This is a genomic window from Kitasatospora sp. NPDC054939, assembly GCF_053610105.1.
This window is the reverse complement of the sequence record NZ_JBSGXP010000005.1, coordinates 74,720-88,116: the sequence shown is the minus strand read 5'-3', so window position 1 is coordinate 88,116 and position 13,397 is coordinate 74,720. Positions and strand designations below refer to the sequence as shown.

The following is a 13,397-nucleotide window of genomic DNA, read 5'->3' as shown; positions in this document are numbered from 1 at the left end:
TGAGCGGCCGGCCTACGGGCTCCGGCAAGGGGTCGGTTACGGCGGTCGCGGGCGCCCGGTGCGGGCAGGGCCGGTGCGGTCGGTCGGCGGGCTCCGGCGGTCGGATGCGCGGCAGGACGAAGGGGCGGGCGGCCCCGGCGGGTCGCCCGGGTCCGGAGTCAGACGGCCTGGGTCGGTTCCTGTGTCCGGGACGCCTCGATGGTGGCCTTCAGCTCGGCCTCCGCTGCGGCCGAGAGCGAGGTCTGGATGATCTGGCCCCCGAAGCGGGCCAGGGCCGGCACCACCTTGTCCGCGGTCGCCTTGCGGACCAGCAGGAACACCGCTGCCGTACCCGGCTGGAGGTGCTGACCGACCTCCCGCATGAAGTTGTCGTCGACGCCGATGTCGGTGGACGCCCCGACCGCGGCACCGGTGGCACCGCCGACGGCTGCTCCGAGGAACGGCATGAAGAACAGCAGGCCGATCACACCGCCCCACAGGGCACCCGAGGCGGCACCCGCCCCCGTGGTACTGACCTGCTGGTGCAACTTGATCTTCCCGTCGGCGCGGCACTCGACCACGACGGCGTCCTCAAGTTCGATCAGCTTCTGCTTCTGGAGGCCGATCGCCTCGTTGCGTACGGCCTGAGCGGTGGCCAGATCCGGGTAGGCGATCGCGAACAGGTTGCTCACGTGCGGGTCCTTCCAGTTCATCGGACGTGCCGTGCCGGCCGTGTCGGGAGCGCCGGCGGGCCCCGGGCGCCGGCGCAGCGACTCCGGTGCCCCATTTCGTCACCCTAACGAGGGGCTATCCGTGTTCATGGTGTTTCCGACCGGTGTGTCCCCGGTGCTGTCATGCGATACCCGCAGGGTGGCCGGTCACCCGACACCCCGCTCCTCGCCCGCCGGAGAGCCGTACCTGCCTCCTCCCGGCTGCGGCCACCCCAGCCATACCCGCCCGCCGACCGAGCCCACCGCCCGAGCCCACCGCCCGAGGCCGCCGACCGAGCCCACGGCCCGTGCCCACCGCCCGGACGGTGCAGCTACTCGACCCGCCGCCCCGCCATCGCCGCGGAGGCGGACACCACCAGGACCAGCAGGATGACCGCGACCGCCAACTCGGCCCACGGCCAGGCAACCCGTCCGGTCCGCGAGCCGCTGACGAGCCCCCGCACTGCGGCGTTCGCCGGGGAGGCCGAGGCCACCAGCACCCCCGCCACAGCGCCAGGGCCAGCGGGATCCCGTACTGCCGACGCAGCAGCACCGGTCGACAGCTGAGCGCGCCGACCGCCGCCCCCAGCAGCACGCAGACCACCGAGGCCAGGAGGCCTGCCGACAGCGCCTCCCCCACCGGCGGCTGCGCCGCTTGGGGATCCGCCACCTCCCCGCTCACCGCCCGCAACGCCAGGGTCCCGCCGAGGGCGAGCAGCAGACCTGCCGCCAGCGCGGCCAGCAGGGCGGCCGCGTGGACCCGGAACGCCCCGGCTGCCGCCACCAGGCAGGCCCGCGAGGTCGCGGGCTCCGCGGTCAGCGCGCACCGCACGTACCACGCAGTGATCGGCAGGAGCACCGCCGAGCCGTAGCCGAGATCCCCCAGCAACGGGTTGCCGCCGGACACCCCGATCACCATCAGCAGCGCGTAGGCGAGGAACGGCGGCAACCAGCCGTGCGAACGCAGCAGGAGTTCGAGGTGGTAGCGGGTCAGCGCAGCGGTGCGTGTCATCGCGGCTCCCCGGGCTCGACGCGGTCCACGGCCCCGGTCAGGGTCTGCGCCGCCTCGGCGCCTGCTTCCAGGCTCCGGACCGCCAGCACCCGCGCCGCGGGACGCCCGGCCGGCAGTCGCCGCAGCAGCGCGTCCGAGTGCGCCGACGAGACCCGCAGCCGTATCTGCGAACCCGCCAATGGCGTCCGCAGCGGCGCACCCGGCAGCCGGTCCGGCAGACGTCCTCCCCGGACATCCACCTCGATCTCCATCACCGCCCCCTCCGCGCCGGCCCACGACCCGCCGTCCGAGCAGTCCACCGGGCCGTCCGCCGGGTCGCCTGCTGATACGACCGGCCGCAGCCCACCGTCCGCATCCACTTCGTACGCCGCGTCCCATGCGCGCACCCGCGCCCGGCAGGCCGTCCGGGCCTGGTCCCGCCCTCGCGCAGCCCGGCGAAACGCTGCTCCCCGCCCCTTCGCCGAAGCGTAACGGGAGGCCGTAAGGCCGGTGCGAACCCGCACTCCGGGCGCCCGATCACCCCCCGGCGCACAGTAGTTCGCGCCCGGATCGAGGCCGGCCGCACACCTCCCCTCGTTGGCCACCACGAACTGATGATCCCTAGGATTCGCGCGTGACTACCGGACGACGACCGCAGGCCAGGCTCGGCAGGCTACTTGCCGCCCTGGCGATAACCGGCGGCGCGCTGCTCAGCGGCCTGCCCGCCCACGCCGACGAACCATCAGCCGGCTCCACTGCCCGCAAGGAAGCCCCTCGTGTCAACCTCGTGCTCGATGTCAGCGGCTCCATGCGGGCCACCGACATCCAGGGCAAGAGCCGCATCTCCGTGGCCCAGCAGTCGCTGAACGAGGTGATCGACGCCCTCCCCGCGGAGACCGAGTTCGGCATCCGCACCCTCGGGGCGAACTACCCCGGCGACGACAAGGCCCAGGGCTGCCTCGACACCAAGCAGCTCTTCCCGGTCGGCAAGACCGACAAGACCGAGGCCAAGACCGCCGTGGCGACCCTCCGCCCGACCGGCTGGACGCCGATCGGCCTCGCCCTGCGCGGCGCGGCCCAGGACCTCGGCAAGGGTGAGACCACCCGCCGCGTGGTGCTGATCACCGACGGCGAGGACTCCTGCGCCCCGCCGGACCCCTGTGACGTGGCCCGCGAGCTCGCCGCCCAGGGCATCCACCTGGTGATCGACACCCTCGGCCTGGCGCACGACGACAAGACCCGTCAGCAGCTGCTGTGCATCGCCAACGCCACCGGCGGCACCTACACCGACGTCCACACCCAGGAGCAGCTCACCGAGAAGGTGAAGCAGCTGGTCGACCGCTCCAAGGACACCTACACCGTCACTCCGGTGAAGACCTCGGGCACCGACAAGTGCGAGAGCGCCCCGGTGCTCACCCCCGGGGTGTACAGCGACCGTGAGAAGTTCTCCGAGCACCGGGTCTACCGCGTCCCGGTGAAGGCCGGCCAGGAACTCCGCGCCTCGGTGAGCGTCTCCGTCGACCGCGCCGTGAACCGGGACTACGGCGTGCTGTTGCAGGCCACCAGTACCACCGGCCAGGAGCTCGTACGCGGCACCGACGCCGGCAGCGGGCGGACCGACGTGATCTCCACCGGTCTGCGCTGGTCGACCGGCAAGGCCGCGGACGACGATGACGACGACTCCTCGTCCAAGGCGTCCGCCTCGCCCAGCAGCAAGGCGGGGGACACCACGGTCTGCCTGGTCGTCAGCAACTCGCTCGCCCCGCAGGCCGGGGTGCAGGCCGAACCGGGCCTGCCGCTGGAGCTGACGGTCGACCTGGCCGCCACCTCCCCGGCACCGGACGGCCCCGCCATGGGCCTCGGCCGCGGCTGGATCCTGCTGCTGGTACTCACCCTGGCCGGCCTGCTGACCGGCCTGCTGTTCGGCTGGATCGCCCGCTGGCGGATCGCTGTCTGGCGGGAGAACTGACCATGCGACTGACCTCTCTTCCCTCCCTGTCCGCGCCTTCCTCCGGCCGCTCCGCTCGCTCCGTCGTGCGGCGGCTGTTGGCCCCGGTCGCGCTGGCCTCGCTGCTGGCGCTCCCGGCCGCTCCGGCGTCGGCTGCCTCGCCCTCGCCCTCGGCGAGCGGAGGCAGTACGACCGCTCCGGTCACCAAGGCGGGCACCTCCTTCCTCACCGCCGTCACCCTCGCCCCCGGGCAGGACGCCAAGGTCTCCGCCTCCACGGGTGACTACCTGTACTGGTCGTTCGGGGCCTCCGAGGGCCAGACCCCCTCGGTGGGGCTCACCGTCTCCCTGGCCCCCTCTGCGGACCGCCACGGCCCGCAGACCTGGAGCGTCGAGGTCTTCGACGGCCTGCGGCGCCGCCAGTCCTGCACCGCCGGCACCCAGAACGCCACCGCCGAGGCCGCGACCGCGTCGCTGGCCCTCAGCTGCACCCTGCGCGAGGTCCGCTCCTGGGCCGAGCCCTGGTCCGGCGACCCGCTGCCGGGCACCTACTACGTCCGGCTCTCCCTCGCCGACGCCCCCCAGCAGGACCTCGGCCTCGCCGCCGCCGTCCAGCTGAAGGTGACGGCGAAGGGCGACGCGGACAACGCCCAGCCCGAGGGCGGCTCGCTCAAGGCCCCGCTGGTGCCGCCGGTCAACCCCGGCGCCGCGGCCGGTGCCAAGGCCGCCGCCCCGGAGGAGGACGAGGACCACTGGTACTCGGGCTGGCTCTCCGGTTGGAACAGCCGCTGGTTCTGGACCCTGGCCGGCGGTGCCCTGGCCGCACTCGCCGGTGTCGCGGGCTACCGCATCACCCGCTTCCCCCGGGGGCAGCGCCCCGTTCGCTACGGCAGCGTCCCCCCGCAGGCCGGGGCCCCGCAGCCCGACCCGTACTCCGGCTCGGGCCGGCCCTGACGCCGCCACCCCGCCACCCCGTCCCGGGGGCCGACCGGACCCGTTCCGGTCGGCCCCCGGCCGTCTTTCCGGCCTACGCTCGATCCATGGGCTTCCCGCCGCACGGAACGGTCGTGGTGGGGGTGGACGGCTCCCCCCTCTCCCACGCCGCCGTGCGCTGGGCCGCCGGTCTGGCCCTGCTGACCGGCCGCCCGTTGGAGGCCGTGACCGTCTGGGAGTTCCCCAGCCTGTACGGCGAGCACGGCCTCGCCCTCCCTCTGCTGGACGGCTTCGAGGCCGAACGCTCCGCCGCCCGCATCCTCGACGAAGCGCTCGCCGCGACGCTCCGCCCGGGCGCCCCCGCCGCCGTCCGGCGCCGTCTGCGGGCCGGCCCGCCCGGCCCGACCCTGGTCACCACCGCCGAGGGTGCCGCCGCGCTCGTCCTCGGCAGCCGCGGGTACGGCGCCCCGGCCGGCGCGCTCCTCGGAAGCGTCACCCAGTACTGCCTCCATCACGCCCGATGTCCCGTTGTAGTTGTCAAGGATCCGCACGGCTGAACCGCGGTCCGGCCGCGGGGCAGCAGCGCTGCGCGGATCCGCCGCCGCCCTTGCCCCTCGGAACCGCGAGGATCCGCGAAGAAATCCCCGATCACCCGGACATCACTCGAACGTGTGAACTGTCGCCCCGGGTTGGAATAGCGCCCCGAGAAGCCGGGTTCGAGCCGATCACGCGCCACCGCGGCGCGGTCGAACGAGAGGGGAGCCGGCCATGGCGAAGCGTCAGCCGTCCGACACGACACGACGGGTGGACACCGCACGGGAGGCCGCCCGGCACCTCACGGGAAGTGGGGTGCGTCACGCCGCCGTTGGGCGGGGGTCCGCCGGGCCCCGTCCGGGGCGCGGGCGTCGCGTCGAACACCCGGGGGAACGAAGAAACCCCGCCCGATCGAAGCGATCGGGCGGGGTCCTGTTGGGTGGAGCTGAGGGGATTCGAACCCCTGACCCCCTCGATGCGAACGAGGTGCGCTACCGGACTGCGCCACAGCCCCAACGAGAAGAAACTCTAGCACCTTTCGGAGGGGGCTCGTGACCACCCCCGGCGGAGCGGGGCTGGTCGGGGCCTCATTCGTTGGCGGCTCGGGGTCGGCCGGCGTAGTCGTCGGCCGCGGACGGGTCGGCGGCGTACTGGTCGAAGAGCGGAGTGGTGCGGGATTCCGCGGGGCGGCCGGCGGTCCAGGTGCCGGGGGCCGAGAGGTCGAGACCTCGGTTCACCCGCGGAGCCACCGGCGCCGTGACGTAGGTCGGCAGCGGGACGGGCACGGGTTCCCACGAGTCCGGGCCGGCCGCGGCGCGCTCGCGCATGCCGTCCACCCACTCCTCGTGGTCGGTCGCCTCGACCAGTGCGGAGGCCGGACCGGCTGCGCGCACGACCTGTGGCGACGGCTCGGCCGCCAGCTTCAGGTGCGGGCGCGCGGGCTCGTCCGTCTCGTCCGCGCGGGGCTCCGGGGCGTCCGCCACCGGCGCCGGGCCGCCGATGCCGGCCCGCTGACGCTCGCGGTCGCGCAGCCGCTCGGCCGCCTGGGCCGCGCGGACACGGTCGAGCTTCACCTCGTACCGCTGGCGTTCGAGCTTGCGCAGGTGACCGATGTAGAGGGTGAGCAGGATCGCCGGCACGGCCGGGACCCAGAGGAAGGCGAGACCAGCGACGGCCGCGACGACGGCACCGACCGCGAAGGCCAGGAAGAGGACGGTGACCATCCGCCGCCGACGGGCCAGCAGCTGGGCCCGACGGTCAATGCCGCCCCGCCGTCCCGGGTCACGGTCGCCGGATCGGTCCTGTCCGTGGTCCGCGGCCCGGCCGGGGGCGCGCTCGTCAGGGCCGCGCGAGGACTCCGGCGTCCGCTCGACGACGTGCCGGACGACGCGCTCGACGGCGCGGTCACCGGAGGGTCCGCCCTCCGCCGCCGCGGCTCCGACGGAACCATCGGCCCCGCCGGCCGCCGGAGCGCCGCCGAACCCGGGCACGCCGGAGTCGCCGGGCATGCCGGACTCCCCCACGGCACCGGTGGTGCCCGCGGGGTGCGCGTCGTCCGCAGTGCTCGGGTCGCCACCGCGCCCGTCGCCCTGCCCGTCGCTTCGTTCGCCGTCGTCGCGCCGCTCGTCGCCCAGGGCCCGGGATGCCCGCCGCTCCAGCGCCGAACGCCCGGCCAGCAGGCGGATGGCGGTGCTGAAGCGCTCCGTCGGGCGCGCCTCATTGAGCTCGTCCTGCCTGCGGAGCCACATCGGCACCAGATAGGCGGCCCAGGCCCCTACGATGACGGCGTAGATAAGGCCGCTACTGCTCACGTTTCACACCGTACGGGCGCAGGCGAAGGCCCGGCAGCAATTTGGCGCGGCGTGTCGTGTGATCAAGCTGATTCTCCGACTATTTTGCCGGTATTTGTGCCTGTCCGTCGGCAGGCCGATGCCATATTGATATTTCGTTCGAACATATATTCAATTTCCGGTGCGTCGCCCGGAACTGAGCGCCCGCCAGCGGTCCAGCATCCCCTCGGGGACCTCCTCCGCGGTCAGCACGTACACCAGATGGTCACGCCAGTCGCCGTCGATGTGCAGATAGCGTGGACGCATTCCCTCCGAACGGAACCCGAGCTTTTCGACGACCCGGCGGCTCGGCCCGTTCTCCGGGCGGATGCACACCTCGATCCGGTGCAGTCCGAGCGTGCGGAAACAGTGGTCCACCGAAAGGGCGACCGCGGTCGGCATGATGCCCCGCCCGGCCACCTCCTCGTCGATCCAGTACCCGACGTTGGCCGAGCACATCGAGCCCCAGGTGATCCCGCCGACGGTCAGCTGGCCGACCAGGCGGCCCTGGTGGAGCACGACGAAGGGGAGCATCCGACCGGCCGAGGCCTCGCTGCGGAGGTAGCGGACCATCTGCCGGTAGGTGGGGCGCGGTCCGGCGGTGCGGCCGGCCGGGCCGGGCGGGACGGTGGCCTCCCAGCGGCGCAGCCAGTCCCGGTTGCGACGGCTGACCTCGTTCCACTCGCGCTGGTCGCGGGCCCGGATCGGGCGCAGCGCGACGTCCCCCTCGTGGAGTTCTACCGGCCAGCCGGCGTTCAGTGCGTACTCCCGGGGTCGGCGGGGTCCGCGTCCGGCTCCTCGGGGGATCCGGCCGCGGAGGCGTCGGGCCGGGGGTGGTCGCCGCCGCGCAGCTGGTCGACGGCGTGCACGAGCAGCGGCTGCAGCACGGCCAGGCCGTCCTTGACGCCGCCGGTCGAGCCCGGCAGGTTGACGATCAGGGTACGTCCGGCGAGGCCGGCGAGCCCCCGGGACAGCGCCGAGGTCGGGACCTTCTCCCGGCCGTACGCCCGGATGGCCTCGGCGATACCGGGGATCGGACGGTCGACGACCCGGGCGGTCATCTCGGGCGTCAGGTCCATCGGCGAGATACCGGTGCCGCCGGTGGTGAGGACGACGTCGTAGCCGGCCGCGACGGCCTCCCGCAGGGCCGCCTCGACGGGTTCGCCGTCGGGGACGACACGCGGGCCGTCGGCCTCGAAGCCCATCGCGCGCAGGCCGGCGATGAGCAGCGGGCCGCCCTTGTCCTCGTAGACACCGGCCGAGGCGCGGTTGGAGACGGTGACGGCGAGCGCCCTCACGCGACGTCTCCGGTCCCGCGCTGCCAGTCGCCGCTCTTGCCGCCGGTCTTGCTGAGCACCCGGACGTCCTCGATGGCGGCGGCCTTGTCGACGGCCTTGACCATGTCGATCACGGTGAGTCCGGCGACGGCGACGGCGGTCAGGGCCTCCATCTCGACGCCGGTGCGGTCGGCGGTCTTCACGGTGGCGGTGATCTCGACGGCCTCGTCGGTGACGGACAGATCGACCTTGACGCCCGAGATGGCGATCGGGTGGCAGAGCGGAATCAGTTCGGGGGTCTTCTTGGCACCCATGATCCCGGCGATCCGCGCGACGGCGAGGGCGTCGCCCTTGGGCACTCCCTCGCCGCGCAGCAGCTCGACCACCCGGGGGGAGACCCGGACCCGCCCGGCGGCGACGGCGGTGCGGACGGTGGTGGCCTTCTCCGACACGTCGACCATCCGCGCCGCGCCCTGCTCGTCGACGTGGGTGAGGCGGTCGCCGGGTACGGGGCGGTCGTCGGGGGCGGGGGCTGTGCTCACGAGGGTGCTCCAGGGGGCGCGCGGTCGAGTACCGCGCTACCGTACCCCCAGCTCCGGACCGGGCGTGGGACGGGCCGTGTCAGCTTCTGAGACGGCCCGCCGGACGCGCCTCAGTCGGTGAGCAGGACGACCTGGACCTCGCTGCCCACCGGCACCTCGACGGTGTCCTCGTCCACGACGATCAGGCAGTTGGCCCTGGCCAGGGCGCCGACCAGGTGCGAGCCCTCACCGCCGACGGGTGTGACGGTGGCGCCCTCGGCGGTGTACCGGCCGCGGAGGAACTGCCGGCGGCCGGCCGGGGAGCGCAGCGCGGCCGGGCAGGTGGCCCGGACGGTCGGGCGGTGGATGTCGGTGGCGCCGAGCATGGTCCGGATGAGCGGGCGGACGAAGAGCTCGAAGGAGATGTACGAGCTCACCGGGTTGCCGGGCAGGGCGAGCAGCGGGACGCCCCGGCCGGGGCCGACCCGGCCGAAGCCCTGCGGCTTGCCGGGCTGCATCCGCAGCTTCCGGAAGTCCACCCGCCCGTAGTCGCCCCCAGCGCCGGCACCAGCAGCCGCACCCGCACTTGTACCTGCACCAGCACTCGCACCTGCACCCGCAGGCGCGCCCGAGGCCGCACCGCCGGCGTCCTCGCCCGCGGCACCCTCACTTCCAACCGCGCCGCCCTGGGGCGCCGACGGCTGCAGCGCCTCCTTGACCACGTCGTACGCGCCGACGCTGACCCCGCCGCTGGTGACGATCAGGTCGGCGCGGCCGAGTTGCTCGTCCAGGACGGCCCGCAGCACCTCCGGGTCGTCGGGGACGCCGCCGACCCGGTAGGCGATGGCACCGGCGTCGCGGGCGGCGGCGGTGAGGGTGAAGCTGTTGGAGTCGGGGATCCGGCCGGGGCCGACGGGCTCGCCGGGCGGGACCAGTTCGCTGCCGGTGGAGATCACCACCACGCGCGGACGGGGGTGGACCTTCACCGTGGCGCGGCCGATCGCCGCGAGCAGGCCGAGCTGGGTGGGGCCGAGCAGGGTCCCCGCGTCGAGCACCTTGGTGCCCGCCCGGACGTCGCTGCCGCGGCGACGGATGTGGGCTCCCTCGGTGACCGGTCGCAGTACCCGGACCTCCTCCTCGTCGAAGGCACCGGAAGCTCCGGAGGAACCGGAGGAACCGGAGGAACCGGGAGCATCAGAAGCAGCGGAGGAACCAGGAACACCGGAAGGACCAGAAGCAGCAGGAGCACCGGCGGCACCCGAGGTACCCGGGCGCCCCCCGGTGCCACGGGCCGTCATCGCGTCGGCGGCCAGGCCGGTGCCGGTGCCGCCGTCGGTCCACTCGACCGGGGCGACCGCCTCGGCGCCGGGCGGCACGGGGGCGCCGGTCATGATCCGGGCGGCCTGACCGGGCCCGACCCGGGGCAGTTCACCGGCGCCGGCGGCGATGTCACCGACCACGGCCAGGACCGAGGGGTACTGGTCGGTGGCGCCGGCGGTGTCGGCGGTGCGGACGGCGTACCCGTCCATCGAGCTGTTGTCGAAGGCCGGCAGGTCACCGTCGGCGACGACGTCCTCGGCGAGCCGGCAGCCCTGGGCGTCCAGCAGCTGGAGCTCGATGACGGGGAGCGGGCCGATGCCGGCGAGCACGTCGGCCAAGTGCTCGTCGACGCTCCACATCCGGCCGTGGCCACCTCCGGACCCCCCGTGGCCACCAGCCGGGCCACCCCCGTGCCCGCCCCCCGGAGCGGCACCCGAAACACCGCCCGACACACCTCCCGGAGCGGCACCCGGAATCGTGCCCGGTCCGGCGGCCGGAAAAGCAGGAGCCGATGCCGGGTCCGCGGAACCTCCGCAGCAGCTGGAGGGGCTGTTGGTGCTCTCCGTGGACCCGGTCATCGGCTCACTCGCTCTCTGTCGTGTGTCAGTCCTGCATCTCGGAGCTGACGAAGTCACGGAGCCAGGAGCGGAACTCCGGGCCCAGGTCCTCGCGCTCGGAGGCCAGTCGGACGATAGCGCGCAGGTAGTCCGAGCGGTCACCGGTGTCGTAGCGGCGGCCCTTGAAGAGCACGCCGTGCACCTGGCCGCCGACCGAGGCGTCGCGGTTGGTCAGCTCGCGCAGGGCGTCGGTGAGCTGGATCTCGCCGCCGCGGCCGGGCGGGGTGTCGCGCAGCACGTCGAAGACGGAGGGGTCGAGCACGTAGCGGCCGATGACCGCGTAGTTCGACGGGGCGTCCGCGGTGTCGGGCTTCTCGACCAGGTCGGTCACCTGGAAGACGTCCTCGCCGAAGCCGTTGGCCTTGACGGCGGCGCAGCCGTACAGGTGGATCTGGGAGGGGTCGACCTCCATGAGGGCGACGACCGAGCCGCCGAGCTCCTGCTGCACCTCGATCATGCGGGAGAGCAGCGGGTCGCGCGGATCGATCAGGTCGTCGCCGAGGAGGACGGCGAAGGGCTGGCCGGCGACGTGCTGCTCGGCGACCGAGACGGCGTGGCCGAGGCCCTTGGGGTCGCCCTGGCGGACGTAGTGCATGTTGGCGAGCTCGACGGACTCGCGGACGCGGCGCAGGCGGTCCTGGTCACCCTTGCGGGCGAGGAGCTCCTCCAGCTCGTACGCCCGGTCGAAGTGGTCCTCCAGGGCACGCTTGTTGCGGCCGGTCACCATCAGTATGTCGGAGAGCCCCGCGGAGGCGGCCTCCTCGACGACGTACTGGATCGCCGGCTTGTCGACGACGGGCAGCATCTCCTTGGGCGTGGCCTTGGTCGCGGGAAGGAAGCGCGTGCCCAGGCCGGCCGCGGGTACCACGGCCTTGGTTACCGGAATTCGGGGGTTGGTCGTCGTCATGCGTTTACCTTACTAAGGCATTAATTCAGCCAGGCTGGGCGCACGGTTGACCGGCTAGTCGACCGGCTGCGAAAGCGCGTCGCGCCCCGCCACGATGGCAGGCGTGTTGGAAGTGTCCGGTGGGGTGAGGGGCTCCCGTCCGGCACAGGCCGACAGACTACCGGGCTTTTCCGAACGATCACGCTCGGCGTCGGAGCCGTTGTCCGACCGTGAAGAGACCTGTAGGGAAACAGCACTTCGCCAGCAGTCACCGCCGGCCGAACGGGCCGCGGCGAGGGCCCGGTCGGCGGCCCGCAGGAGGACGGCGGCATGGCTGCCGTCGTCGGGCAGGACGGCGATGCCGACGGCGGCGGTCAGGCCGTTGCCGTGCGGTCGGCGGTCCTCGCGTGCGCCGGAGGACCAGTCCAGCAGCAGGTGGCGGCGCACCGACCAGACCAGGCGTTCGGCGACGTGCGCCGCGCCCTCGCCCCCGGTGTCGGGCAGCACGACGAGGAACTCCTCCCCGCTGTACCGGCCCAGGGTGTCCGAGCGGCGGATCTCCATACCCAGGCGCTGGGCGAGGTCGCGCAGCACGGCGTTGGCCCGGCCCCGGCCCTGTTCGGCGATCACCGCCTCGAAGCCGGTGATCTCCAGCAGCAGGACGGAGAGCGGGCGCGGTCCGTCCGACTGCTCGGTCCGCTCGGCGCGACGGGACCGGTCGATCTCCCGGTCGAGAGTGAGCTGCAGGTGCCGGTAGTTCCAGACCCCGGTCAGCGGGTCGCAGGAGGCGGTGCGTTCCAGCTCCGCGCAGCGGCCCTCCAGTTCGGCGACCCGGGTGCGCAGCCGGTCCTCGCGTACGGCGGCCCCGCGGTCGGCCCGGCGCAGCCGGACGGCCAGCACGGCGGTGCCGGCCAGCGCCGAGGCGCTGAGCACGGCCAGGGCCTGGACCAGCAGCGGGGTGGACATGGGTCGCCTTCCGCGTGTCAGGCTCTGGGTGGCGGGCACGGTGCCGCGGAGCCACGGAGCCATGGAGGAGAACGGTGGAGGATCGGGGAATCGTGGAGGATCCCGTGCCCAACGAGAAGGGCGCCCTGAGGACACGGCTGCTGTCCGAACGGCGCGCACTGTCGCACCAGGCGCGCGAGGAGGCCGCACGCGCCCTGGCCGGGCACGCGGGCGAGCTGGCCACCGCCGGACGGACCGTGGCCGCGTACGTGTCGGTGGGCGCCGAACCGGGCACCCGGCCGCTGCTGGACGCCCTGGCAGCCCGCGGCGTACGGGTGCTGCTCCCGGTGCTGCTGCCCGACAACGACCTGGACTGGGCTCCGTACGAGGGCGCGGCGTCCCTCGCGCCTGCATCCCGCGGCCTGCTGGAGCCCACCGGCGGACGGCTCGGCCCGGACGCCGTCTGCGCGGCGTCGCTGGTGCTGCTGCCCGGCCTGGCGGTGGACCGCGGCGGGCTGCGGCTGGGGCGCGGCGGCGGCTCGTACGACCGGGTGCTGGCCCGGCTGGCGCAGGCCGGGGTGCGCCCGCTGCTGGTCACCCTGCTCTACGGGCACGAACTGCTGGAGCAGGTGCCCGCCGAGCCGCACGACCTGCCGGTGGACGCCGTGCTCACCCCGGCGGGCCTGCAGCGGCTGCCGGCGTAGGCGGCCGGACCTGCCGCGGCCCCGCCCCCAAGATCCGACCGCCACGGCCGCAGGCCCCAGGGTCCGGCGGACACGGCCGTGGGCACCCAGGGTCCGGCGGACACGGCCGTGGGGGGGGGGCGACGGGGAGGGGGGGGGGCGCCGGAGGGGGGGGTCCGGCGGGGTCGGCCGGAGCGGCACGGAGGAGGGCGGCAGGCGGGAGAG

Annotated in this window: 14 protein-coding genes and 1 tRNA gene; 4 read left to right on the top strand and 11 right to left on the bottom strand. The window is 74.1% G+C overall.

Annotation, left to right across the window (positions count from 1 at the left end; translation table 11 throughout):
• Window positions 1–158: 158 nt before the first annotated feature.
• The 3 genes from ACWGB8_RS03205 to ACWGB8_RS03195 form a co-directional block, all read right to left on the bottom strand.
• Window positions 159–671 (bottom strand): DUF1269 domain-containing protein, encoded by a 513-nt coding sequence (locus tag ACWGB8_RS03205; protein ID WP_452209705.1) that lies wholly within the window; start codon window positions 669–671, stop codon window positions 159–161.
• Window positions 672–1,021: 350 nt separating this feature from the next.
• Window positions 1,022–1,198, bottom strand: coding sequence for a hypothetical protein (locus ACWGB8_RS03200; RefSeq protein ID WP_452209703.1), 177 nt, complete (start codon window positions 1,196–1,198; stop codon window positions 1,022–1,024).
• A gap of 499 nt (window positions 1,199–1,697) precedes the next feature.
• Window positions 1,698–1,952: a hypothetical protein gene (locus ACWGB8_RS03195; RefSeq protein WP_452209701.1), complete on the bottom strand. Its 255-nt coding sequence runs from the start codon at window positions 1,950–1,952 to the stop codon at window positions 1,698–1,700.
• 362 nt (window positions 1,953–2,314) lie between these two features.
• On the opposite strand from ACWGB8_RS03195, the gene ACWGB8_RS03190 reads away from it, so the two are divergent.
• From ACWGB8_RS03190 to ACWGB8_RS03180, 3 genes are all read left to right on the top strand, one after another.
• Complete coding sequence (locus ACWGB8_RS03190; RefSeq protein WP_452209699.1) at window positions 2,315–3,649, top strand: VWA domain-containing protein; 1,335 nt, start codon at window positions 2,315–2,317, stop codon at window positions 3,647–3,649.
• Window positions 3,650–3,651: 2 nt separating this feature from the next.
• Window positions 3,652–4,581, top strand: a complete 930-nt coding sequence (locus ACWGB8_RS03185) for a peptidase (protein ID WP_452209697.1) — start codon at window positions 3,652–3,654, stop codon at window positions 4,579–4,581.
• Window positions 4,582–4,667: 86 nt separating this feature from the next.
• Window positions 4,668–5,117, top strand: coding sequence for a universal stress protein (locus tag ACWGB8_RS03180; protein WP_452209695.1), 450 nt, complete (start codon window positions 4,668–4,670; stop codon window positions 5,115–5,117).
• 417 nt (window positions 5,118–5,534) lie between these two features.
• Here ACWGB8_RS03180 and ACWGB8_RS03175 read toward each other — a convergent pair.
• The 8 genes from ACWGB8_RS03175 to ACWGB8_RS03140 all read right to left on the bottom strand — a co-directional run bounded on the left by ACWGB8_RS03175 (window position 5,535) and on the right by ACWGB8_RS03140 (window position 12,510).
• Window positions 5,535–5,608, bottom strand: a tRNA-Ala gene (locus tag ACWGB8_RS03175).
• Between the two features lie 73 nt (window positions 5,609–5,681).
• Window positions 5,682–6,905, bottom strand: a complete 1,224-nt coding sequence (gene sepX / locus ACWGB8_RS03170) for a divisome protein SepX/GlpR (RefSeq protein WP_452209693.1) — start codon at window positions 6,903–6,905, stop codon at window positions 5,682–5,684.
• Between the two features lie 150 nt (window positions 6,906–7,055).
• On the bottom strand, window positions 7,056–7,682 hold the full coding sequence (locus ACWGB8_RS03165; RefSeq protein ID WP_452209759.1) for a GNAT family N-acetyltransferase: 627 nt from the start codon (window positions 7,680–7,682) through the stop codon (window positions 7,056–7,058).
• The gene (locus tag ACWGB8_RS03160) at window positions 7,679–8,221 is read right to left on the bottom strand and encodes a MogA/MoaB family molybdenum cofactor biosynthesis protein (protein WP_452209691.1); all 543 of its coding nucleotides are present in this window, start codon (window positions 8,219–8,221) and stop codon (window positions 7,679–7,681) included. Before ACWGB8_RS03160 ends, ACWGB8_RS03165 begins: the two co-directional genes overlap by 4 nt.
• On the bottom strand, window positions 8,218–8,661 hold the full coding sequence (gene moaC, locus ACWGB8_RS03155) for a cyclic pyranopterin monophosphate synthase MoaC (RefSeq protein WP_452209757.1): 444 nt from the start codon (window positions 8,659–8,661) through the stop codon (window positions 8,218–8,220). Before moaC ends, ACWGB8_RS03160 begins: the two co-directional genes overlap by 4 nt.
• A 191-nt stretch (window positions 8,662–8,852) precedes the next feature.
• Complete coding sequence (locus tag ACWGB8_RS03150; protein ID WP_452209689.1) at window positions 8,853–10,400, bottom strand: molybdopterin molybdotransferase MoeA; 1,548 nt, start codon at window positions 10,398–10,400, stop codon at window positions 8,853–8,855.
• Between the two features lie 244 nt (window positions 10,401–10,644).
• Window positions 10,645–11,565, bottom strand: a complete 921-nt coding sequence (gene galU / locus ACWGB8_RS03145; protein ID WP_452209687.1) for a UTP--glucose-1-phosphate uridylyltransferase GalU — start codon at window positions 11,563–11,565, stop codon at window positions 10,645–10,647.
• Window positions 11,566–11,619: 54 nt separating this feature from the next.
• Window positions 11,620–12,510, bottom strand: coding sequence for a GGDEF domain-containing protein (locus tag ACWGB8_RS03140; protein WP_452209685.1), 891 nt, complete (start codon window positions 12,508–12,510; stop codon window positions 11,620–11,622).
• 92 nt (window positions 12,511–12,602) lie between these two features.
• Here ACWGB8_RS03140 and ACWGB8_RS03135 point away from each other — a divergent pair, with 92 nt between their 5' ends.
• Entirely contained in the window at window positions 12,603–13,193 is a 591-nt protein-coding gene (locus ACWGB8_RS03135) for a 5-formyltetrahydrofolate cyclo-ligase (protein WP_452209683.1), read from the top strand.
• Window positions 13,194–13,397 lie beyond the last annotated feature (204 nt).

What these genes read in the sequence shown, in the direction of transcription:
- ACWGB8_RS03180 (WP_452209695.1), top strand. Translation starts at nt 4,668, where the DNA reads ATGGGCTTCCCGCCGCACGGAACGGTCGTGGTGGGGGTGGACGGCTCC.
- moaC (WP_452209757.1), bottom strand. Translation starts at nt 8,661, where the DNA reads ATGGTCGACGTGTCGGAGAAGGCCACCACCGTCCGCACCGCCGTCGCC.
- galU (WP_452209687.1), bottom strand. Translation starts at nt 11,565, where the DNA reads ATGACGACGACCAACCCCCGAATTCCGGTAACCAAGGCCGTGGTACCC.
- ACWGB8_RS03150 (WP_452209689.1), bottom strand. Translation starts at nt 10,400, where the DNA reads ATGTGGAGCGTCGACGAGCACTTGGCCGACGTGCTCGCCGGCATCGGC.
- ACWGB8_RS03185 (WP_452209697.1), top strand. Translation starts at nt 3,652, where the DNA reads ATGCGACTGACCTCTCTTCCCTCCCTGTCCGCGCCTTCCTCCGGCCGC.
- ACWGB8_RS03195 (WP_452209701.1), bottom strand. Translation starts at nt 1,952, where the DNA reads ATGGAGATCGAGGTGGATGTCCGGGGAGGACGTCTGCCGGACCGGCTG.
- ACWGB8_RS03140 (WP_452209685.1), bottom strand. Translation starts at nt 12,510, where the DNA reads ATGTCCACCCCGCTGCTGGTCCAGGCCCTGGCCGTGCTCAGCGCCTCG.